17 protein-coding genes are annotated in these 22,275 nt (G+C 68.3%); 6 read left to right on the top strand and 11 right to left on the bottom strand.

Annotated elements, in window-relative coordinates:
* Positions 1 to 5: 5 nt before the first annotated feature.
* Positions 6 to 713 carry a DUF3142 domain-containing protein gene (locus tag MBR110_RS29545; protein ID WP_034195605.1) on the top strand — a complete coding sequence of 236 codons (708 nt, stop codon included), beginning with the start codon at positions 6 to 8 and terminating at the stop codon, positions 711 to 713.
* A gap of 60 nt (positions 714 to 773) precedes the next feature.
* On the opposite strand, the gene MBR110_RS29540 is transcribed toward MBR110_RS29545, so the two are convergent.
* Together MBR110_RS29540 and MBR110_RS29535 are read right to left on the bottom strand one after the other, a co-directional pair.
* Positions 774 to 1,610: an alpha/beta fold hydrolase gene (locus MBR110_RS29540; protein ID WP_034195604.1), complete on the bottom strand. Its 837-nt coding sequence runs from the start codon at positions 1,608 to 1,610 to the stop codon at positions 774 to 776.
* A gap of 259 nt (positions 1,611 to 1,869) precedes the next feature.
* Positions 1,870 to 2,703, bottom strand: coding sequence for an oxidoreductase (locus MBR110_RS29535; RefSeq protein ID WP_181709616.1), 834 nt, complete (start codon positions 2,701 to 2,703; stop codon positions 1,870 to 1,872).
* Between the two features lie 94 nt (positions 2,704 to 2,797).
* Here MBR110_RS29535 and MBR110_RS29530 point away from each other — a divergent pair, with 94 nt between their 5' ends.
* Positions 2,798 to 3,775: an AraC family transcriptional regulator gene (locus tag MBR110_RS29530; protein ID WP_051974516.1), complete on the top strand. Its 978-nt coding sequence runs from the start codon at positions 2,798 to 2,800 to the stop codon at positions 3,773 to 3,775.
* 36 nt (positions 3,776 to 3,811) lie between these two features.
* On the opposite strand, the gene MBR110_RS29525 is transcribed toward MBR110_RS29530, so the two are convergent.
* The 5 genes from MBR110_RS29525 to MBR110_RS29505 form a co-directional block, all read right to left on the bottom strand.
* On the bottom strand, positions 3,812 to 4,993 hold the full coding sequence (locus tag MBR110_RS29525) for an aldose epimerase family protein (protein WP_181709615.1): 1,182 nt from the start codon (positions 4,991 to 4,993) through the stop codon (positions 3,812 to 3,814).
* A gap of 140 nt (positions 4,994 to 5,133) precedes the next feature.
* Complete coding sequence (locus tag MBR110_RS29520) at positions 5,134 to 5,988, bottom strand: 3-hydroxybutyryl-CoA dehydrogenase (RefSeq protein WP_011879793.1); 855 nt, start codon at positions 5,986 to 5,988, stop codon at positions 5,134 to 5,136.
* A gap of 39 nt (positions 5,989 to 6,027) precedes the next feature.
* Positions 6,028 to 7,221 carry a beta-ketothiolase BktB gene (gene bktB, locus MBR110_RS29515; protein ID WP_011879792.1) on the bottom strand — a complete coding sequence of 398 codons (1,194 nt, stop codon included), beginning with the start codon at positions 7,219 to 7,221 and terminating at the stop codon, positions 6,028 to 6,030.
* A 48-nt stretch (positions 7,222 to 7,269) separates the two neighbouring features.
* Complete coding sequence (locus MBR110_RS29510) at positions 7,270 to 8,898, bottom strand: electron transfer flavoprotein-ubiquinone oxidoreductase (protein WP_408913053.1); 1,629 nt, start codon at positions 8,896 to 8,898, stop codon at positions 7,270 to 7,272.
* 79 nt (positions 8,899 to 8,977) lie between these two features.
* The gene (locus MBR110_RS29505; protein WP_011879790.1) at positions 8,978 to 10,768 is read right to left on the bottom strand and encodes an acyl-CoA dehydrogenase; all 1,791 of its coding nucleotides are present in this window, start codon (positions 10,766 to 10,768) and stop codon (positions 8,978 to 8,980) included.
* 637 nt (positions 10,769 to 11,405) lie between these two features.
* Here MBR110_RS29505 and MBR110_RS29500 point away from each other — a divergent pair.
* Both MBR110_RS29500 and pntB read left to right on the top strand, forming a co-directional pair.
* Positions 11,406 to 13,007, top strand: coding sequence for a Re/Si-specific NAD(P)(+) transhydrogenase subunit alpha (locus MBR110_RS29500; protein WP_059696566.1), 1,602 nt, complete (start codon positions 11,406 to 11,408; stop codon positions 13,005 to 13,007).
* A gap of 13 nt (positions 13,008 to 13,020) precedes the next feature.
* Positions 13,021 to 14,433, top strand: a complete 1,413-nt coding sequence (pntB, locus tag MBR110_RS29495) for a Re/Si-specific NAD(P)(+) transhydrogenase subunit beta (RefSeq protein WP_014725601.1) — start codon at positions 13,021 to 13,023, stop codon at positions 14,431 to 14,433.
* A 192-nt stretch (positions 14,434 to 14,625) separates the two neighbouring features.
* On the opposite strand, the gene MBR110_RS29490 is transcribed toward pntB, so the two are convergent.
* Positions 14,626 to 15,672 (bottom strand): AraC family transcriptional regulator, encoded by a 1,047-nt coding sequence (locus tag MBR110_RS29490; RefSeq protein ID WP_041494422.1) that lies wholly within the window; start codon positions 15,670 to 15,672, stop codon positions 14,626 to 14,628.
* 149 nt (positions 15,673 to 15,821) lie between these two features.
* A complete protein-coding gene (locus tag MBR110_RS29485) occupies positions 15,822 to 17,456 on the bottom strand; it encodes an AMP-binding protein (protein ID WP_181709613.1) in 1,635 nt (544 codons plus the stop codon).
* 311 nt (positions 17,457 to 17,767) lie between these two features.
* Between MBR110_RS29485 and MBR110_RS29480 the strand changes: the two genes are divergently transcribed.
* Entirely contained in the window at positions 17,768 to 18,868 is a 1,101-nt protein-coding gene (locus tag MBR110_RS29480; RefSeq protein WP_046423182.1) for an AraC family transcriptional regulator, read from the top strand.
* Between the two features lie 37 nt (positions 18,869 to 18,905).
* Here the strand turns inward: MBR110_RS29480 and MBR110_RS29475 are convergent, their stop codons facing one another.
* Complete coding sequence (locus tag MBR110_RS29475) at positions 18,906 to 20,399, bottom strand: sensor histidine kinase (protein ID WP_060082447.1); 1,494 nt, start codon at positions 20,397 to 20,399, stop codon at positions 18,906 to 18,908.
* Complete coding sequence (locus MBR110_RS29470) at positions 20,399 to 21,118, bottom strand: response regulator transcription factor (RefSeq protein WP_014725594.1); 720 nt, start codon at positions 21,116 to 21,118, stop codon at positions 20,399 to 20,401. The genes MBR110_RS29475 and MBR110_RS29470 overlap by 1 nt, the downstream gene beginning before the upstream one ends.
* Positions 21,119 to 21,644: 526 nt before the next feature.
* Here MBR110_RS29470 and MBR110_RS29465 point away from each other — a divergent pair.
* Positions 21,645 to 21,899, top strand: a complete 255-nt coding sequence (locus tag MBR110_RS29465; RefSeq protein WP_034194387.1) for an energy transducer TonB family protein — start codon at positions 21,645 to 21,647, stop codon at positions 21,897 to 21,899.
* The last annotated feature ends 376 nt before the right edge of the window (positions 21,900 to 22,275 follow it).

Raw genomic sequence — 22,275 nt, 5'->3', positions numbered from 1 at the left:
GCCGCATGAGGCGGCTCGCGTGCGTCGCGCTGCTGCTGGCGGCCCGCGCGGCGCTGGGCGGCACCGTCGATGCGCGCGACTACGACGCGTTCTGGCTGTGGGCCGGCGTGAAGCCGCAGCCGGTGGTGAGCGGCGCGCGCACCGTGTACGTGCTGCTCGGGCAGATCGAAGCGTCGCCGCGCGACGACTCGCAGGTGCGCGTCATCGCGCAGGGCGTCGCGCTGCCGCGCGCGCCGAACGCGCGCGTGTGGCTCGTCTACCGCGCGCACACGCTGCGCTGGACGCCGCGCGTGTCGCAGATCATGCTCGCGCAGCTCGAACGCTGGCGCGCGTCGGGCCGCACCATCGCCGGCATCCAGATCGACTTCGACGCACGCACGCGCCATCTGCAGGACTACGTCGAATTTCTGCGGACGCTGCGCCAAACGCTGCCCGCCGAATGCCGGCTCAGCATCACCGGGCTGCTCGACTGGAGCAGCCGCATCGACACCGATCAGGTCAACCAGCTCAGGGGAATCGTCGACGAGGTGGTCGTGCAGACGTATCAGGGGCGCAGCACGATCCCCGATTACGCCGCGTACCTGCCGCGCGTCGCGCGGCTCGCGCTGCCGTTTCGCATCGGCGTGATCCAGGGCGGCGAGTGGGACGCGCCGCCGTACCTCGCGGCCAATCCGTGGTTCCGCGGCTACGTCGTGTTTCTGCGCAACGGCTAACGCGCGGCTATGCAGCGGTGGCGCCGCCCGCCGGGGCTGCGCCGCGCCGCCGCTAGCTGGTTACGCCTGGACGAACGCCAGCAGGTCGGCGTTGAGGACGTCCGCGTTGACCGTCAGCATCCCGTGCGAATAGCCGGGATAGGTTTTCAGCGTGCCGTTCTTCAGCAGCTTGATCGACTTCAGCGCCGCGTCTGCGATCGGCACGATCTGGTCGTCCTCGCCGTGCAGCACCAGCGTCGGCACCGAGATCGACCGCAGGTCTTCCGTCTGGTCGGTTTCGGAGAACGCCTTGATCCCGTCGTAGTGCGCCTTCGCGCTGCCGATCATCCCCTGGCGCCACCAGTTCTGGATCACGCCCTGATGCACCGTCGCGCCGGGCCGGTTGAAGCCGTAGAACGGGCCGGACGGCACATCGAGGAAGAACTGCGCGCGGTTGTCGGCGAGCGCCTTGCGGAAGCCGTCGAAGACCTCGAGCGGCAGCCCCTCCGGATTCGCGTCGGTCTTGAGCATCAGCGGCGGCACCGCGCTGACCAGCACCGCCTTCGCGACGCGGCCGGCCGGCTCGCCGTGCCGCGCCACATAGCGCGCGACCTCGCCGCCGCCGGTCGAGTGGCCGACGTGCACCGCGTTGCGCAGGTCGAGCGCTTCGACCACCGCGAACGCATCGGCCGCGTAGTGATCCATGTCGTGGCCGTCCGACACCTGCGCCGAGCGCCCGTGGCCGCGGCGGTCGTGCGCGATCACGCGAAAGCCGCGTTGCACGAAGAACAGCATCTGCGCATCCCAGTCGTCGGAAGACAGCGGCCAGCCATGGTGGAACATGATCGGCTGGGCGTCCTTGGCGCCCCAGTCCTTGTAGAAGATGTCGACGTGGTCCTTCGTAGTGATGTACGGCATGGCTGCAGGCTCCTTTGGGGTAGGTGGACGTCGCATGCCGGCGGACCATCCTCGCGGATGGCGGGATCGAGTTGCGGCGCGACGGCACATGCCGCGCCGGGCGATTCGGCACCTCTTCGTTGTAGCGGAAAACTGCGACCGCGTCATGAAGCCAAATACATGAGCGCATGCAGCGGCGCCCAACAGCCAGCCAGCGCACACTCTTTTGCGCAACTAACCGTGCGAAGCCGCGACGCTTGCGCGGCGGCGCGCCCACTCATCAGCCGTCGGTCGACACCGTCAATAGCTCCCATGCTCGGATATCGTCCTGCAACGCCGCCCATTTGGCGCGCACGAGGCGCAGCGCGTCGCTGCCGAGCAGCAGATGGGCCGGCGGAGCGTCGGCTTCGATGACGGCGAGCATCGCCTGCGCGGCCTTCACGGGATCGCCCAATTGCCGGCCGCTGTTGCGTTCGCGCGCCTGCCGGACCGGATCGAAGAGCGCGTCGTAATCGGCGATCGAGCGCGGCGTCCGCGTCATCGAACGGCCGGCCCAGTCGGTGCGGAACGAGCCCGGTGCGACGGCCGTCACCGCGATGCCGAACGGCGCGAGCTCCTTGCCGAGCGCTTCGGAGATTCCTTCGAGCGCGAACTTGCTGCCGCAGTAATAGGCGATGCCCGGCATCGTGATGTGCCCGCCCATCGACGTGATGTTCAGGATGCGGCCGCGCCGGCGTGTGCGCATGAACGGCACGACGGCCTTCGTCATCGCGACGGCGCCGAACACGTTCACGTCGAATTGCCGGCGCAGCTCCGCGAGCGGCGCCTCCTCCACGATGCCTTCGTGTCCGTAGCCGGCATTGTTGACCAGCACGTCGACGGGCCCGACGCTCGCCTCGAGGTCCGCGACCACGCGGTCGATGCGCTCGAAGTCGGTCACGTCGAGCACGCGGCCGATGGCCGCCTGCGGGGACAGCGCTTCGAACGCGCGCCGCGCATCGTCGCTTCTCACGGTGCCGACCACCGTGTACCCCGCCGCCAACGCCTGCTGCGCCAACGCCCGGCCGAAGCCGCTGCTCACGCCGGTGATGAGCATGATGGTGCCTGATGCCATGTGAAGTTCTCCAGAAAGTCGATCACGGCATGCATGCTAGTCTGAGGGCCTGCGACGAATAACGCCGATTCCGCTGAGATTCTTGCCTAAAGCTATGAGCGCCATCACCACGTCACTGTCATCGCCGTCACCGTCGCCGCCGGCGCAGCGCCGCGCGCGGCTGATCGCGCTGCTGCGCGCGCTGGCGCCGCACGAGGGCTACAACGCGACCGCGCTGCCGAGCGTGCGCATCCTGCGCTCGGACCGTGCGCTGTCGCGTACGCCGGTGCTGTACGACCCTGGCATCGTGATCGTGTGCCAGGGCCGCAAGCGCGGCTACTTCGGCGGCGAATGCTATCTGTACGACGAGGACCATTACCTGGCCGTGTCGGTGCCCGTGCCGTTCAGCATGGAAACCGACGCCACCGCGGAGCGCCCGCTGCTCGCGTTGTACCTGCACGTCGATTTGACGATGGCCGCCGAGCTGGCGGCGCAGATCGATCGGGAAGGCGGCGCGGCGCCCGTAGAGGCGCCCAGGAGCATGATGTCGACGCCGATGGACGAAGCGATGCACGCGAGCGTGCTGCGTTTCGTCGACGCGATGCACCGACCGCTCGAAGCGGCGGTGCTCGGGCCGGCGCTACTGCGCGAGCTGTATTTCCGCGTGCTGACCGGTGCGCAGGGCGGCGCGCTGAGAAGCGCGCTGGCGATGCGCGGACAGTTCGGCCGGATCGGCCGATCGCTGCGTGTAATTCACGCCGACTATGCGCGCGCGCTCGACGTGCGGCGGCTTGCGGCCGAGGCCGGCATGAGCGTGCCGAGCTTTCACAGCCACTTCAAGGCGATCACGCATGCGTCGCCGATGCAGTACCTGAAATCGACGCGGCTGCATCAGGCGCGTCTTCTGATGGTGCGTCAGGATCTGACGGCGGAAGCGGCGGCCTATGCGGTCGGTTATACGAGCCCGTCGCAGTTCAGCCGCGAGTTCAAACGGCTGTTCGGACTGACGCCCGCGCAGGAAGCGAAGCGCATGCGCGCGAGCTTCGCGCTGCCCGAGCCGTTCGACGGCGCGGTGTTCGTGGCGTCGCATTGAGCAACGCATGCGACGCAGTTGCCCGATCGCCCCCCTTCACCGCGCCCCCACCCTCCACACCGTCACCTCATGCAGCGTCTCGCCGGGTTTGAGCACGGTCGTCGGGAACGCCGGCCGGTTCGGCGAATCGGGAAAATGCTCGGCCTCCAGCGCGAACGCGTCGGTCTGCCGGTAAAGCGTGCCGCTCTTGCCGGCGACGCTGCCGTTCAACCCGTTGGACGTATAGAACTGCAGCCCCGGCTGCGTCGTGTAGACCTCCAGAAACCGCCCCGATGCCGGATCGAACGCACGCGCGGCGAACGCCGGCGCGGGCTGGCCGCCGTGGTCGAGCACCCAGTTCTGGTCGTAACCGTGCGCGATGGCGAGCTGCGGATCGCGGTCGCGCAGATGCGCGCCGATCGGCGTCAGCTGGCGCAGGTCCATCGGCGTGCCTACCACGCTCGCGAGCGCGCCGGTCGGAATCGACGTCGCATCGGTCGGCGTGAAGCGCGCCGCGGCGATCTCGATCAGTTGCCGTTCGACACTGCCGCCGTCGTGCCCCGCCAGATTGAAATAGCTGTGGTTGGTCAGGTTGACGACCGTCTCCCGGTCCGTCGTCGCGCGATAGTCGATGCGGATCAGGTCGTCGCGCGTCAGCGTGTAGGTCACGTCGGTGGTCAGCGTGCCGGGGAAGCCGTTTTCGCCATCGGGGCTCACGTAACGCAGCGTCACGCTCGAACCGTCGGCGTCGCTGCGCGTGCGCGTCACCGTCCACACCTTCGCGTCGAAACTATCGGGGCCGCCATGCAGCGTATTCGGCGGATCGTTGACCGGCAGCGTCCAGGTCTTGCCGTCGAGCACGAAGCGCCCGCGTGCGATGCGGTTCGCATAGCGGCCGATCAACGCACCGAAATGGATGTTGCCGTTGTGCGCCTCGTAGTCGCGCAGCGAATCGAAGCCGAGCACGATATCGGCGGGCTTGCCGTTGCGGTCCGGCACGTCGAGCGCCGTCACGATGCCGCCGTACGTGATGATCTTCAGCGTCACGCCGTGCGCGTTGGCGAGCGTGTACTGGCTGACCGGCTGGCCGGCCGCGGTGGTGCCGTAATCCGCACGGCTGACGGACACGTCGGGCGCGGCCGATGCAGCCGATGCAGTCGACCCAGCGTTCGAGCCGAGAGCAAACGTTGCGCACGCACAGATCGCGAGCACCGGCCGCCGTATCGAGAGCGGGTTCATGGACGACCTCCGAAACGGTTGGGTCCATCGCGCCGCGCAATCCGCATGCCTGCCGGGCGCGCGACGATCGCGCGCCACGGTTGCCGCAAACGAATACGGCCGCCCGAAGGCGGCCGCATCGATCAACCTTAGCGCAGCGCTTACTTGCTGTAGTCGTACACGCCGCGGCCGGTCTTGCGTCCGAGGCGCCCGGCCGACACCATCTCGCGCAGCAGCGGGCACGCGCGATACTTGGTGTCGCCGAAGTCCTTCAGGAACACGTCCATCACCGCGAGGCAGACGTCGAGCCCGACCAGATCGGCCAGCGCGAGCGGCCCGATCGGATGGCTCGCGCCGAGCTTCATGCCGGCGTCGATCTCCTCGGCCGTCGCGATGCCTTCGGCCAGCACGAAGAACGCTTCGTTGATCATCGGCACCAGGATCCGGTTCACGACGAAGCCCGGCGAGTTGCGCACGCCGATCGGCGACTTGTCGAAACGCTCGGTCAGCGCGCGCACCGCGCTCGCGGTCGCGTCGCTCGTCTGCAGCCCGCGGATGATCTCGACGAGCGGCATCAGCGGCACCGGGTTGAAGAAGTGCATGCCGATGAAGCGCGACGAATCGGCGAGCAGCGCGGCGAGCGAGGTGATCGAGATCGACGACGTGTTGGTCGCGATGATCGCGTCGGGCCGTGCGACCGACTCGATCTGCTTCAGGATGCGGCCCTTCAGCTCGACGTTCTCGGTCGCGGCTTCGATCACGATGTCGACCGCAGCCAGCTTCGCGTAATCGGTCGACGTCGTGATGCGCGCGAGCGCCGCGTCGCGCGCGCCGGCCTCGAGCTTGTCCTTCGACACGAGCCGCTCGAGGCTGCCCTTCAGTGTCGCGAGGCCCTTGTCGAGCGCCGCGTCGCTGACGTCGATCATCACGACGTTGAGTCCTGCAACGGCCGCGGTTTGCGCAATGCCGTTGCCCATGGTTCCGGCGCCCACGACGCCGACGGTTTCGATGGTCATGACGATTCCTGTGTGTTCGGGTGCTGTGCGCCCCGATTATCAAATATTCTCGAAGATCGCGGCAATGCCCTGACCGCCGCCGATACACATCGTCACGAGCGCGTAACGGCCGCCGATGCGCTTGAGTTCATACAGCGCCTTGACGGTGATCAATGCGCCGGTCGCGCCGATCGGGTGACCGAGCGAGATGCCCGAGCCGTTCGGGTTCACCTTGGCGGGATCGAGCCCGAGTTCCTGCGTCACCGCGCACGCCTGCGCGGCGAACGCCTCGTTCGCCTCGATCACGTCGAGATCGGCGACCGTCAGGCCGGCGCGCTGGAGCACCTTCTGCGTGGCCGGTACCGGCCCGATGCCCATGTAGGCCGGATCGACGCCCGCATGCGCATACGCAACCAGGCGCGCGAGCGGTTTCGCGCCCTGCGCGCGTGCAGCGTCGGCGCTCATCATCAGCACCGCGGCGGCCGCATCGTTGATGCCCGACGCGTTACCGGCCGTCACCGTGCCCTCTTCCTTGACGAACACCGGCTTGAGCTTCGTGAAATCGTCGGGGCCGGCGTCGTGGCGCACGTGCTCGTCGGTGTCGAACGCGACTTCGCCCTTCTTCGTGCGGATCGAGATCGGCAGGATCTGATCCTTGAAGCGGCCTTCCGCGATCGCGCGCGCCGCGCGGCGATGCGATTCGAGCGCGAGCGCATCCTGCGCGTCGCGCGAGATGCCGTACTTGCGTGCGACGTTCTCGGCCGTCACGCCCATGTGGATCGTCTGGAACGGGTCGTGCAGCGCGCCGAGCATCATGTCGATCAGCTTCGCATCGCCCATGCGCTGCCCGAACCGCGCGGACGGCACGGTGTACGGCGCGCGGCTCATGTTTTCCGAGCCGCCGGCGATCGCGACCTCGGCATCGCCGAGCATGATCGTCTGCGCCGCCGACACGATCGCCTGCAGGCCCGAGCCGCACAGACGGTTCACGGTCAGCGCGGGCGTGTGCTGCGCCACGCCGCCGTTGACCGCCGCCACCCGCGCCAGATACATGTCCTTCGGCTCGGTGTTCACGACGTGGCCGAACACCACGTGGCCGACCGCATCGCCCGGCACGTTGGCGCGCGCCAGCACTTCGCCGACGACCTTCGCGCCGAGATCGGTCGGCGAGAAGTCCTTCAGGCTCCCGCCGAAATCGCCGATCGCGGTACGGACCGCGCTCACCACCACGACTTCCTTCGCTGCATTGCTCATCGTCTCACTCCGGTTCGGTCGCGCCTGCGGGCGCGACCATGAATTGCATTACATGTTCGGATAATTCGGCCCGCCACCGCCTTCCGGCGTGACCCACACGATGTTCTGCGTCGGGTCCTTGATGTCGCAGGTCTTGCAGTGCACGCAGTTCTGCGCGTTGATCACGAGGCGGTCGCTGCCGTCGTCGTTCTTCACGAACTCGTATACCGCCGCCGGGCAGAACCGTCCCTCCGGCCCTGCGTAGGTGCGCAGGTTCACGTTCACCGGCACGCTCGCGTCCTTCAGCGTCAAGTGCGCCGGCTGGTTCTCCTCGTGGTTCGTGTTCGAGATGAACACCGACGACAGCCGGTCGAACGTCAGCTTGCCGTCCGGCTTCGGATACTCGATCGGCGTGCATTGCGACGCGGGCTTCAGCATCTCGTGGTCCGCATGCTTGTGGTGCAGCGTCCACGGCACGTTGCCGCCCATCACCTTCTGCTCGAGCCCGACCATCAGCGTGCCGAGGTACAGCCCCTTGGCCATCCACTGCTTGAAGTTGCGCGCGCGGTACAGCTCGGTGTACAGCCACGACTGCCGGAATGCGTCCGGGTAGGCGTGCAGCTCGTCCGACTGGCGGCCGGCCTGCACCGCATCGAACGCCGCGTCGGCGGCCAGCATGCCAGTCTTGATCGCCGCGTGGCTGCCCTTGATCCGCGACGCGTTCAAAAAGCCCGCGTCGTCGCCGATCAGCGCGCCGCCCGGGAACACAGTCTTCGGCAACGACAGCAGCCCGCCCGCGGTGATCGCACGTGCACCGTACGACACGCGCTTGCCGCCTTCGAGGAATGCGCGGATCGACGGATGCGTCTTGTAGCGCTGGAACTCCTCGAACGGCGACAGGTACGGGTTCGTGTAGCCGAGGCCGACCACGAAGCCGACCACGACCTGATTGTTGTCCATGTGGTACAGGAACGAGCCGCCGTAGGTATCCGACTTCAGCGGCCAGCCGGCCGTGTGGATCACGAGGCCCGGCTTGTGTTTCGCCGGATCGATTTCCCACAGCTCCTTGATGCCGATCCCATACGCCTGCGGATCGGCGTTCGCGTCGAGCTTGAACTTCGAGATCAGCTGGCGGCCCAGATGACCGCGGCAGCCTTCGGCGAACAGCGTGTACTTCGCGTGCAGTTCCATGCCGAGCTGGAAGTTCTCGGTCGGCTCGCCGTCCTTGCCCACGCCCATGTTGCCGGTGGCGACGCCCTTCACCGAGCCGTCGTCGTCGTAGAGGATCTCCGCGGCCGGAAAGCCGGGGAAGATCTCGACGCCGAGCGCTTCGGCCTGCGTGCCGAGCCAGCGCGTGACGTTACCCAGCGAGATCACGTAGTTGCCGTGATTCTTGAAGTTGTCGGGCAACGCCCAGTTCGGCGTCGTGATCGCACTCTGCTCGGACAGGAACAGGAAGCGGTCCTCGGTCACCTCGACGGTGAGCGGCGCGCCGCGTTCCTTCCAGTCGGGGAACAGCTCGGTGATCGCGCGCGGGTCCATCACCGCGCCCGACAGGATGTGCGCGCCGATCTCGGAACCCTTCTCGAGCACGCACACGCCGATCTCGGCGCCTTTCTCGGCGGCCAGCTGCTTGAGCCGGATCGCCGCCGACAGCCCGGCGGGGCCGCCGCCGACGATCACGACGTCGTATTCCATCGATTCGCGCGGGCCGTATTGCGCGAGCAAGTCCTGGGTGGTCAAAATACTGTCTCCTCCTGCGCTCCGACCGTGGCGGTCAGAACTGGTCTTCCGTCAGCGCGAGCACGCTCTGGTTACCCTTCGCGCCGACGATCGACGCTTCGAGCGCACCGGCCTGCACGAGCACGTGTTCCGCATAGCATTGGGCGATCGCGATCTTCGCGTCGTAGAACGTCACGTCGCTCGCGCGGTTCGCGTCGGCCGCGAGCAGCGCACGCGCCATCTGCCATCCGCACAGCACGACGCCCGCCAGCTTCAGGTAAGGCACGCTGCCCGCGAACACCGCGTTCGGGTCCTGCTTCGCATTGGCGAGCACGTAGTCCACCACCGCCGACAGCGCGCGCGCGCCCTTCTCGAGCTGCGCCTTCATCGATGCGGCGGCCGCGCCGTCGACCTTGCCGAGCGCCGCGACGGTTGCGTCGATCTCCGCGATCAGCGCCTTCGCGACCGCACCGCCGTCGCGCAGCGTCTTGCGGCCGACCAGGTCGTTCGCCTGGATCGCGGTCGTGCCTTCGTAGATCGCGAGGATCCGCCCATCGCGGTAATACTGCGCCGCGCCGGTTTCCTCGATGAAGCCCATCCCGCCGTGCACCTGCACGCCGAGGCTCGCAACGTCGTTGACCATCTCGGTGCTCCAGCCCTTCACGATCGGCACCAGATATTCGTAGATCGCCTGATGGCGCGTGCGCGTCGCGTCGTCCGCATGGCGGTGTGCAATGTCGCTGTGCGCGGCCGCGACGTACGCGAGCGCGCGCGCGCCTTCGGTCAGCGCGCGCATCGTGCCGAGCATCCGGCGCACGTCCGGGTGGTGGATGATGGTCACCGACTGCTTCGCCGATCCGTCGACCGGGCGGCTCTGCACGCGCTCCTTCGCGAAGGCCGCGGCCTTCTGGTACGCGCGGTCGGCCACGCCGATCCCCTGCATGCCGACGCCGAAGCGCGCCGCGTTCATCATGATGAACATGTATTCGAGGCCGCGGTTCTCCTCGCCGACGAGGTAACCGATCGCGCCGCCGTGGTCGCCGTATTGCAGCACCGCGGTCGGGCTCGCCTTGATGCCGAGCTTGTGCTCGATCGACACGCAGTGCACGTCGTTGCGGGCGCCGAGCGAGCCGTCTTCGTTGACCAGGAATTTCGGCACGATGAACAGCGAGATGCCCTTCACGCCTTCCGGCGCGTTCGGCGTACGCGCGAGCACCAGGTGGACGATGTTGTCCGCCATGTCGTGCTCGCCCCACGTGATGAAGATCTTGGTGCCGAACACCTTGTACGTGCCGTCGCCCTGCGGCTCGGCGCGCGAGCGCACCAGCGCGAGGTCCGAACCGGCCTGCGGCTCGGTCAGGTTCATCGTGCCCGTCCACTCGCCCGAAATCAGCTTCGGCACGTAGCGCTGCTTCTGCTCGTCGGTGCCGGCCGTCAGCAGCGCTTCGATCGCGCCGTCGGTGAGCAGCGGGCACAACGCGAACGACAGGTTCGCCGCGTTCAGCATCTCGATGCACGGCGTCGCGATCAGCTTCGGCAGCCCCTGACCGTCGTACTCGACCGGGTGTTGCAGGCCCTGCCAGCCGCCTTCGACGAACTGGCGGAACGCGGCGCCGAAACCGGGCGTCGCCGTCACGGCGCCGTCCTTCCAGCTGCTCGGGTTGCGGTCGCCGTCGACGTTCAGCGGCGCCAGCACCTCGCCGCAGAATTTCGCGGACTCGTCCAGCACGGCCTGCGCGGTGTCGTAGCCGGCGTCCTCGAAGCCGGGCAGCTGCGCAACGGTGTCGATGCCCGCGAGTTCCTTCAGCACGAACAGCATGTCCTTGACGGGGGCGTTATAGCTCATGGTCGTTGTTCCAAATCAGGCAGTGAATGAAGCGCGCGGCCCGCGCGGCTGCGGCAAAACCGGCCAGCACCAGGCGACGTCGTGGCCCATCGTAATGCCGACGCGGCCGTTTCCCACTGTCATATCCGGCCCAGATAGTGACAAAACCGGCCACACGATGCGCGCATGCCGACACCCGAACCCGGCCCTTGCGCAGCGTGTGCCGACGCGGATTTCCACGGGGCCGACGCGGCCACGGCACGCCGATCGGGCGGCCGGGGCGGCGCGCCGGTCATCGCGATGGACGCCTTCTATGGGAAAACCCTAGGGTCTGCGCGCGCTGCGCATTTCGCATGCCGGTGCCGCGCTGCACGATGCGCGGCAGACTGGCCGCGTCGGTCGCCGATCCGGATGCCGCGCCGAGACGCGCGCGTCGACGAAACACAGCGGCGCGGCAAAAGACAGCCGCGATGCGACCGCGTGCTGCCCTTGTCCGACGCAGGCGCGCGGCGCCCGGACCGCGTCGGCGCCGCACCGCGAACGACCGTTCATCCTGTGATGCAATCTCGCAACCGGTCCACGAAACACAGGCATGATTCTGGTAACTTGACGCACCGGCCCGAGCGCTTCGCGATGGCCATCACCCATCTTTCATACCATGACACTACAGATTGGGATTCCTCTGGAGACAGCCACCGGCGAACGGCGCGTTGCGACCGTGCCCGAGGTGGTCGAGAAACTGATCAAGCTGGGGTTTGCGGTCGCCGTGCAAAGCGGCGCCGGTGCCGGCGCGAACTTCGACGACGACGCCTATCGCGCGGCCGGCGCGAGCATCGCCGCCACGGCAGGCGAGCTGTGGTCCGGCAGCGACATCGTGTTCAAGGTGCGCCCGCCGAGCGCCGACGAAGTCGCGCTGATGCGCGAAGGCGGCATGCTGATCGGTTTCGTGTGGCCGGCGCAGAACCCCGACCTGATGCAGCAGCTCGCGGCGAAGCGCGCGACCGTGCTCGCGATCGATTCGCTGCCGCGCACGCTGTCGCGCGCGCAGAAGATGGACGCGCTGACGTCGATGGCCGGCATCAGCGGCTACCGCGCGGTGATCGAGGCCGCGCATGCGTTCGGCCGCTTCCTGAACGGGCAGGTCACGGCGGCCGGGAAAATCCCGCCGGCGAAGGTTTTCATCGCCGGCGCGGGCGTGGCCGGCCTCGCCGCGATCGGCACGGCCGCGAGCCTCGGCGCGATCGTGCGTGCGAACGACACGCGCGCCGAAGTGGCCGACCAGGTGAAGTCGCTGGGCGGCGAATTCGTCAAGGTCGACTACGAAGAGGAAGGCTCGGGCGGCGGCGGCTACGCGAAGGTGATGAGCGAAGGCTTCCAGCAGGCGCAGCGCGCGATGTATGCGCAGCAGGCGAAGGACGCCGACATCATCATCACGACCGCGCTGATCCCCGGCAAGCCGGCGCCGAAGCTGATCACCGCCGAGATGGTGCAGTCGATGAAGCCCGGCAGCGTGATCGTCGACATGGCCGCCGAACAGGGCGGCAACTGCGAGCTGACGGTGCCCGGCGAGGCGGTCGTGCGCCACGGCGTGACGATCGTCGGCTATACCGACCTCGCGTCGCGCCTGTCGCGGCAGTCGTCCACGCTGTATGCGACCAACCTGCTGCGCGTGCTCGAGGAGCTGTGCAAGGGCAAGGACGGCACGATCGACGTCGACTTCGACGACGATGCGATCCGCGGCCTGACCGTCATCAAGGAAGGCAACGTCACCTGGCCGGCGCCGCCGCTCAAGCAGCCGGCCGTCGCGCCCAAGCCCGCGGCCGCCGCACCCGCCGCGGCCGCGCCGGCGAAGTCCAAGGGCCACGGCCACAGCGGCGAGCCGATGTCGGCCAAGGCGCTCGCGATCGTGTTCGCGGTCGGCGCGCTCGCGTTCCTGCTGGTCGGCCAGTTCGCGCCGGCCAGCTTCCTGTCGCACTTCACGGTGTTCGTGCTCGCGTGCTTCGTCGGCTACATGGTGATCTGGAACGTCACGCCGTCGCTGCACACGCCGCTGATGAGCGTGACCAACGCGATCTCGTCGATCATCGCGATCGGCGCGCTCGTGCAGGTCGCGCCGCCGACGGCCGAGCTCGCCAATGCCGGCGATCGTCCGTCGGGGCTGATCCTCGGCCTCGCGGTCGGCGCGCTGACGCTCACCGCCGTCAACATGTTCGGCGGCTTCGCGGTCACGCGCCGCATGCTCGCGATGTTCCGCAAATAAGGGGACGACAACCATGACTTCCAATCTGACCACCGTCTCCTATATCGGCGCCGCGATCCTGTTCATCCTGAGCCTCGGCGGGCTCGCCAACCCTGAAACCGCGCGCCGCGGCAACCTGCTCGGGATGATCGGCATGCTGATCGCGGTGCTGGCCACCGTCGCCGGGCCGCGCGTGTCGGCAGCGGGCATTCCGTACGTGATCGCCGCGCTGGTCGTCGGCGGCGCGGTCGGCCTCTATGCCGCGAAGAAAGTGCAGATGACGCAGATGCCGGAGCTGGTCGCGCTGATGCACAGCCTGGTCGGCCTCGCCGCGTGCCTGGTCGGCTTCGCGAGCTACGTCGACACGTCGCTGCAGTTCGTCGGCGCCGAGAAGGCGATCCACGAGGTGGAGATCTACGTCGGCATCCTGATCGGCGCGATCACCTTCGCGGGCTCGATCGTCGCGTTCGGCAAGCTGTCGGGCAAGATCGGCGGCAAGCCGCTGCTGCTGCCGGCACGGCACTGGCTGAACCTCGCCGCGCTGCTGATCGTGATCTACTACGGCCGCGCGTTCCTGCATGCGGAAACCATCCAGGACGGCATGCTGCCGCTCGTCGTGATGACGGTGATCGCACTGCTGTTCGGCGTGCACATGGTGATGGCGATCGGCGGCGCCGACATGCCCGTCGTCGTGTCGATGCTCAACAGCTACTCGGGATGGGCCGCGGCCGCGACCGGCTTCATGTTGGGCAACGACCTGCTGATCGTGATCGGCGCGCTGGTCGGCTCGTCCGGTGCGATCCTGTCGTACATCATGTGCCGCGCGATGAACCGCAATTTCATCAGCGTGATCGCGGGCGGCTTCGGCAGCGGCGCGGGCGCACCGGCCGCCGCGGGCGGCGCCGCGCAACCGGCCGGCGAGGCCGTCGCGGTGAGCGCGACGGAGACGGCCGAGCTGCTGCGCGAAGCGAAGCGCGTGATCATCGTACCCGGCTATGGGATGGCGGTGGCGCAGGCGCAGCACACGGTGTTCGAGCTGACCAAGCTGCTGCGCGAGAAGGGCGTCGACGTGCGCTTCGCGATTCACCCGGTCGCGGGCCGCATGCCCGGCCACATGAACGTGCTGCTCGCCGAAGCGAAGGTGCCGTACGACATCGTGCTCGAGATGGACGAGATCAACGACGACTTCCCCGACGCCGACGTGTCGATGGTGATCGGCGCGAACGACATCGTGAACCCGGCCGCGCAGGACGACCCGACGAGCCCGATCGCGGGCATGCCGGTGCTCGAGGTGTGGAAGGCGAAGACGTCGATCGTGATGAAGCGCAGCATGGCGTCCGGCTATGCCGGCGTCGACAATCCGCTGTTCTACAAGGACAACAACCGCATGTTGTTCGGCGACGCGAAGTCGATGCTCAATGAAATCTTCGGCGCGTTGAAAGCCTGATCGCGACGGCGCGCGCGGCCGGTGGCACGCCGGCCTGCGCCGCGCACGAATGCGATGACCGTCGGCCCGTCCCGCAGCGATGCGCGACGGGCCGACGCGCATGTGCGCCATCGGTACGGGGCCGGCAAGGTGGCGGCCCGGCTGGGATGCCGTCCATGGGAGCGCGGCAAGGATGCCGGTTATGGGAAAGCGCTACGCGCGCCGCCGGTACGTGCCCGGCGTACTGCCGGTCCAGTGGCGAAACGCGCGGTGGAACGCGCTCGGATCGTCGAAGCCGAGATCGGTGCCGATCGCCGCGATCGTGTCGAGCGTATCGGTGAGCCGCTGGATCGCGATGTCGCGTCGCAGCTCGTCCTTGAGCGCCTGGAAGGTGGTGCCTTCGGCGGCCAGATGGCGGCTCAGCGTGCGCACTGAGCAATGCAGATGTTCGGCCGCCCGCTCGATCACCGGCAGCTCGGGCAGCGCCGCCGACAGGTACTGCCGCACGCGGTGGCAGACGAGCTGCTCGCTGAACGATTCGAAGATCCAGTCGCCCGGCGCTCGCGCGAGGAACTTGCGCAGGTTGCGCTTGCTCTGCCGGATCGGCACGTCGAGCAGGTCGGCGCTGAAGCGCATCAGCGTGCGCTCGCAGTCGAACTGCACGGAGCCGGAGAAGAAGTACAGATGATCGATCGCATGCCGCGGACGCGGGCACGCGAATTCGATCCGCAGCAGCGGGATCTTCTGCCCGATCAGCCAGGAACACACGCCGTGCACGAGCTTGAGCATCAGCTCCTGGCCGAGCGCGCCGATCGGGCCGATCGCCGGGTTCGGACGCAGCAGCACCTGCGCGACCAGGCCGTCGCGCGTCGATTCGACGAAGAAGTCGTCGAGCAGCAGATGGAAGAACTGGCCGAAACGATACAGCGCCGTGCCGAGGTTGCGCGCATCGAGCAGGCTCAGGCACAGGTACTTCAGCGTGCCGCGGCGCAGCGGGCGCGAGAAGATGCCGGGCATCTCGTCGTCGAGGTCGATCGCGAGCGTGCGGTACAGCGTCGAGAACTGATCTTCGGTCACGCGCGCATGCGGCTCGCCGAGCAGTTCGAGCGGAATGCCGGCGCCGCGCAGGTAGCGCTCGACCACGTCGCGCTGCGCGCCCGCGCTCGCGAGAAAGCCGTTGACGAGCGAAATCGGCACCGTCGCGCTGGGCGACGGCAGCGCACGCCCAGGCTGGGCGGGAGGTGAATCTGTACCGGTCATCGCGTCCCCGTCGGTCGAACCGCTCGCATTGTACTTGAGCGACCCATGGCGGGCTTGCGGGGCTTTCCGGTGTTTCGGGGCTTTCGGGACGACCGCGCCGGCCGGCGAGCCGGCCCGCGCGTCGTCGCCCGCGCGGCGCGTGCGCACCATCACTGCGCGTGGCTGAGTTCCCGGCGCAGGATCTTGCCGACCGTCGACTTCGGCAGCCGCTCGACCACGCGGATCTGCTTCGGCACCTTGTAGCCGGCGAGATTCGCGCGGCAATGCGCGACGATCTCGGCCTCGCCGATGGTCGCGTCGGGCGCGAGCACCACGAACAGCTTCGGCGCCTCGCCGGTGCGCTCGTCCGGCACGCCGATACACGCGCATTCGGCCACGCCCGGCAGCGCGGTCACCACCGCTTCGACTTCGTTCGGATACACGTTGAAGCCCGACACGATGATCATGTCCTTCTTGCGGTCGACGATCTTCAGGAAGCCGGCCGCGTCGAACACGCCGATGTCGCCGGTGCGGAAATAGCCGTCCTCGGTGAACGCGGCCGCGTTCGCTTCGGGCTTCTGCCAGTAGCCGCCCATCACCTGCGGCCCGCGCACGCAGATCTCGCCCGCGCCGCCGATCGCGACCTCGCGGTTTTCGTCGTCGAGCAGCTTCACGTCGGTCGACGGCAGCGGCAGGCCGGTCGTGCCCGTGAACCGGTCGACCGACTGCGGATTGAACGTGACGACCGGCGACGTTTCCGACAGCCCGTAGCCTTCGCGGATGAAATTGCCCGTCACCGCCTGCCAGCGCGCGGAGATCACGTCGATCACGGCCGCGCCGCCGCCGGCCGACAGCTTCAGCCGCGACCAGTCGACTTCCTTCAGCCGCGGATGGCCCGCGAGCCCCGCATACAGCGTGTTGACGCCGACGAACACCGACGGCCGCGCGGCCTTCAGCACGTCGATCAGGCCGTCCATGTCGCGCGGATTGGCGACGAGCCAGTTCTGCGCGCCGATCGCGAAGTAGGACAGGAAGTTCACCGTCAGCGCGAAGATGTGGTACAGCGGAATCGCCGTGACGACGACCTCCTCGCCCGGCTGCCGCGCGGCCGGCACGATCGCCGCGAATTGCTCGACGTTCGCGATCAGGTTGCGGTGCGACAGCGCGGCGCCCTTCGACAGGCCGGTCGTGCCGCCCGTGTATTGCAGCAGCAAGAGGTCGCTGCCGTCGAGCGCAACCGGCGCGCGTTGCAGCGCCGCGCCGGCCGCGAACGCGTCGGCGAGCGCGAGCGAGCCGGGCGGCAGCGCCGCGCATGCGCCGGCCGGCGCATCGACGACGCCGAGATCGTCGCGGCCCACGGTCAGCACCGCGCGCACGCGCGTCTTGCCGACCACGTCGGCGAACGTGGCCATCGACCCGCCGCACACGACCGCCACTTCGACGCCCGCGTCGTTGAGCTGGTGTTCGAGTTCGTGCGGCGTATAGAGCGGGTTCACGTTGACCTGGACCGCGCCGATCCGCGCGAGCGCGACGAACACCACCGGAAACGCCAGCACGTTGGGCAGCATCACGGCCACGCGGTCGCCGTTGCGCACCTGCGCGACCTGCTGCAGGTACGCGGCGAGCGCGGCCGACAGGCGGTCGACGTCCGCGTAGGTCAGCGTGCGGTCGGACGCGCGGAACGCCGGATGGCCGGCGAAGCGGTGCATCGCGTCGTCCAGCAGCGCGGTTACGGATGGAAAGCGATCGGGATCGATCTCGGCGGGGATCGAGCCATACGACCCGATCCAGTGTCTCTTCGTCATGTCCTGCTCCTCGGGGGACGGCGCCACGCGGCGCCGTTCGCACGGCGGCCCGCGCATCGGATGCGCGCGGGCCGTCGCCTGACCGACGAATATCGCGCGCGCGGCCCGCTTTGAAAATGATTCGCGCGGCCGAAAACATGATCGAAACGGACACACCGGCGCGCCAGTCCGTAAACCGCAAACCAGCCCGCCCGGGTGGCGACATGATGCGCACGCAGGCGCAGGATCAGGGTGAACCCTATGGCGCGGCCGCGCGTTCGGGGGCAGAATCGCCAACCCGGAACGGTATCGAATCGGACGTACACCCAGCCATGCCGCGCACCGCGCACCTGAACCCGACGGCCGCCCGCGCGGCGGCGCTGCCCGAGACCCTGCCCGCCCATGCGTTGCGCGACAAGCGCTTTTCGCCGGCGAAGCTCGCCGTGCTCGTCGACGTCGCGCGCGAACTCGGGCTCGATTCGTCGGCGGTGCTCGCCGGCACGGGCCTGTCGCCGGAGGCCGTCGCCGATCCGTTCACGCTCACGTCGCCGCTGCAGTTCCTGACCGCCGCGCGCAACGCGCTCGAGCGCTACGACGGCGCCGACCTCGGCGTGCGCGTCGGCCGCCGGCTGCATGCGTCGAGCTACGGGATGTACGGCTACGCGATGCTGTGCTCGGAGTCGCTCGCGCGCGCGTTCGATTCGGCCGTCAAATATCACCGGCTCGCGAACGGGATGCTGACGATCCGCTGGGTCGAACAGGGCGACACCGCGGCGTGGCTGTTTCCCGATCCGCACGAAGCCGCGCTGGCCGGCCCCGATCTGCCGCTGTACCGCTTTCTGATCGACATGCAGTTCGCGCTGCACGTGACGGTCATCAAGGACGTGATGGGCGCGTGGTGCGTGCCGGCACGCGCGCAGTTCGCGCAGCCGCGGCCCGCGCACGCGGCGCTGCTCGCCGAGGCGCTCGAATGCCCGATCGCGTTCGACCAGCCGCACCATGTGTTGAGCTACCCGGCCGCGTGGCTCGCCCGCGCGCCACAGCTCGCGAACCCGATCACCGCCGCGCAGGTGTCGTCGCACTGCGCGCATCTGCTCGACGAATTGCGCAGCCAGGCCGACGTCACGCGGCGCGTCTACCAGGAGCTCACGCGCACGCCCGGGCAGTTTCCGGACATCGTCGCGATCGCCGGCACGCTGTGCATGACGTCCCGCACGCTGCGCCGCAAGCTCGACGCCGAAGGCACGTCGTACAGCGAATTGCTGACGAGCGTGCGTAAGGCGCTCGCGATCGACTACCTGAGCACCACCACGCTCAGCACCGAGGACATCGCGCTGACGCTCGGCTTCAGCGACGCGGTCGGGTTCCGCCACGCGTTCAAGCGCTGGACCGGCACGACGCCGACCGAAGTACGGCGCAAGCGCGGGACGTGACGCGTGCGCCGCGCCGGCGCAGGTCGCGCATGCACGGTCACTGCGGGTCGCCGGGCGCCGGCTGCGCGATCGCGAGCGCGAACTCGAACACCGCGCCGCGCCCGTCCCGGTCGACGAGCCGGATGTCGCTGCCGTTGAGCGCCAGCATCCGGTGCACGATCAGCAGGCCGAGGCCGCCGTTCGTCGCCATGCCGCCGCTGGCGGGCCGCTGCGGTCGCTGGAACAATCCTGCGCGGCGCGCCAGCGGGATCCCTTCGCCGGTGTCCGACACGGTCACCACCACGCGGTCGTCGCGCGGCGTCAGCGCGACTTCGATTGCGCCGTGCTGCGGCGTGTGCCGCAATGCGTTGTCGAGCAGATTGGTCAGCACGCGCTCGATCATCGCGAGATCGGCCGACACGGCCGGCACGCGCGGCGGGATGCGCGCCTGCAGCGCGATGCCGCGCGACTGGGCCGCGAGTTCGAACTTCTGGAAGACGTCCTGCACGAGATCGACGAGCGAGAACGGCTCGCGCTCGGCCTGCACACTGCCCGACTCGAGCCGCGCCAGCTCGAACAGCGCCTGCGCGAGCCGCCCGACCTTGGTGCTCTGCGCGAGCGCGACCGACAGGTAGCGGCGGCGCTCAGAGTCGGCGAGCGTGTCGGCCTTCAGCGACAGCGTTTCCAGATAGCCGTGCAGCGAGGTCAGCGGCGTGCGCAGATCGTGCGAGATGTTCGTGATCAGCTCGCGCCGCTGCTGGTCCTGACGCGTCAGCGCGCGCCACTGCTCGCCGATCCGGTCGGCCATCTGGGCGAACGCGGATTCGAGCACCGCGAGGTCGTCGCCGCGGCGTCCCGGCGCGGGGCGCGGCAGCGGCGGCTGCGTGTCGGGCGCGCCGTTCGCGTCGAAGCGGCGCATCGCGTCGGTCAGCCGGCGCAGCGGCCGCGTGATGAAGCTGAACGCGATCAGGCCGGCCACCAGCCCGAGCAGCGCGACGACCGCCATCGACCACAGCGTCGTGCGCAGCACGTTGCCGGCGTCGACGCGCGCGGCCAGCCGGTCGTGCGCTTCGCCGAGCAGCACCACGTAGACGTAGCCGGACGGCGGCTGCCCGGCGCGCTGCAGCGGCGCGGCGCTGAACACCTTGCGCGCGTCGATGCTGCGCGGATCGTCGCCGAGGATCGGCAGCGGCTCGCCCGCGATGAAGCGCTGCACCGGCGCGAGATCGACGCGGGTGCGCTTCACGTGCCCGGGCGGCGCGTCGTCGCCCTCGATGTGCCCCGCGTTGTCGAGCAGGTAGACCTCGACGCTCGGGTTCACGCCCATCAGTTGACCGAACAGCCGGCGCACGGCATCCGGGCGCAGGCCGTTCGCGTCCATCAGCGGCGTGCTGCTGGCGATGTGCGCGGCGAGATCGCGCGACAGCGCCTGCACGACTTCCTTTTCGCGCATGTCGTTCGCGCGGATCTGCAGCCACGCGGACGCGCCCGAACACGCGAGCAGCAGCACCGCGAACACGCACGACAGCCGCTGGGTCAGATTCAGCTTCATCACGCGTCCCGCTGGCCCGGTGCGGCCAGCTTGTAGCCGCGCCCCCACACCGTGAGGATCCGCACGGGCTCGGCGGGATCGGCCTCGATCTTCGCGCGCAGCCGGTTGATGTGCGTGTTCACCGTATGTTCGTAGCCTTCGTGCCGGTAGCCCCAGACGGCGTTCAGCAGATCCATCCGCGAGAACACCTTGCCCGGATGCCGGGCGAAGAAGTACAGCAGGTCGAATTCGCGCGGCGTGAGGTCGATGCGCGTGCCGTCGACGCTCGCCTCGCGCGCGATCGGATCGATCGACAGGCCGGCGACGTCGAGCGTGCCGGCGTCGAGGCGCGAGTCGCGCGCGAGCGCGTCGACGCGCCGCAGCAGCGCCTTCACGCGCGCGACCAGCTCCAGCACCGAGAACGGCTTCGCGAGGTAATCGTCGGCGCCGAGTTCGAGGCCGAGAATCCGGTGCACCTCGCTCGAGCGCGCGCTCGTGATGATGATCGGCGTGTAGCGCGCCATCGCGCGGGCGCGCCGGCAGATTTCGAGGCCGTCGACGCCCGGCAGCATCAGATCGAGAATCAGCGCGTCCCAGTTTCCCTGCTCGAGCAGACGCAGGCCTTCGGCGCCGTCCGCGCTGTGGACGACTTCGTAGCGCTCGTCGCGCAGATGCAGGCTCAACACGTCGGCGATGTCGGCGTCGTCTTCGACGATCAGGATGCGTTTGGCGTGATCCATGGTGAACGCGGCAGTGCGTCGGTAAGGGTGTCGGGCGCGTGAGCGTTGGCGGCGGCGGCCGGGGCAGCGCGCGGCCGCGATGCCGTCATTGTGCAGAATTTCGCGGCGGCGAGGGATCACAAATCGTTTAACTCTGGGGCAGGCCTGGGCCGGAAGGTCGTTCTTCCTTTCGTCTGGGCGCCGGACAGGCGGCGGCGCATGGCGCGATTACGTCGAACACGAGCGATACGCGTCGCGGTTACTGAGGAACCCGATGTCGGCACTTTGGGGGAGCGGCATCGTCGATGCACCTTGTTCGTACCGACGAACGAGCGCGGAAAATCGCAACCGGTTTTGATTCCCGACGCCAAATACCTCCCGGGAGTGCCGATCGTACGTGTACGCTGTTCAGCTATACATCGGGATCCGAAAATCCCACACCGATCGCGTCGTTCAAGCCCGTACCACGGCCCGTTGGATCAGTCGACTCTCGGTCGACTGGCCGCCGGCTCAAGTCCGGCCGGCCCTATCAATGCAGAGGAATTACATGTCGCTTCTTGACCGCATGCTTTCGCGTGCAACACCGCAAACCGGCAAAGGCCGCCGAAGGGTCTTGGTGCGCGTCTGGCTCGACGACGAAGGTCGGGTGCGCGACCTGAAGGTCCGCCGAAGTTGTGGCGACCCGGCCGGCGACGAGCGCGCCCTCCATGCAATCGCCGTCATGCGCTTTCCACGCGGTCAGCTGGGTTCAGGAGGCGGCACGTCGCAGCGGTGGCACGATCTCAACTACGACGTCGACTGAGGCGCCGACGTTGAGTGGCATGCTCATAAGCAGTCGATAGGTATCGTCCGGTCGTGGCCGGATGCGTTTGGCGGCGGTTCATCACGTCAATGTGCCTGGTACTCGCCCTGCCGAATGGACCATACAATTGCGCACTTCAATGATGGCACTGAGCTTTACCAGGACTTCGCCGTAATTCAGTACGGTATCGATCGCGAGGACGTGACGCAGTTTGCGAATCTGCTGATGGTCTTGTTGCCGAGCCGGATCGGAGCAGGGCCGCCGTCATCGACTTCGACTGGCCGCGCGCGCTCGACTGCGATGCCGCAGGTTTGCGCGATCGAATCAAGGAGGACCTCCAAGCGTTGCGAGCAAGCGCCTGACTCGATGCTTCCAG

It is taken from the genome of Burkholderia sp. MBR-1 (assembly GCF_013822785.1).
GTDB lineage: Bacteria > Pseudomonadota > Gammaproteobacteria > Burkholderiales > Burkholderiaceae > Burkholderia > Burkholderia vietnamiensis.
The sequence above is the reverse complement of the archived record's forward strand: the minus strand, read 5'-3'. Positions and strand labels throughout refer to the sequence as shown.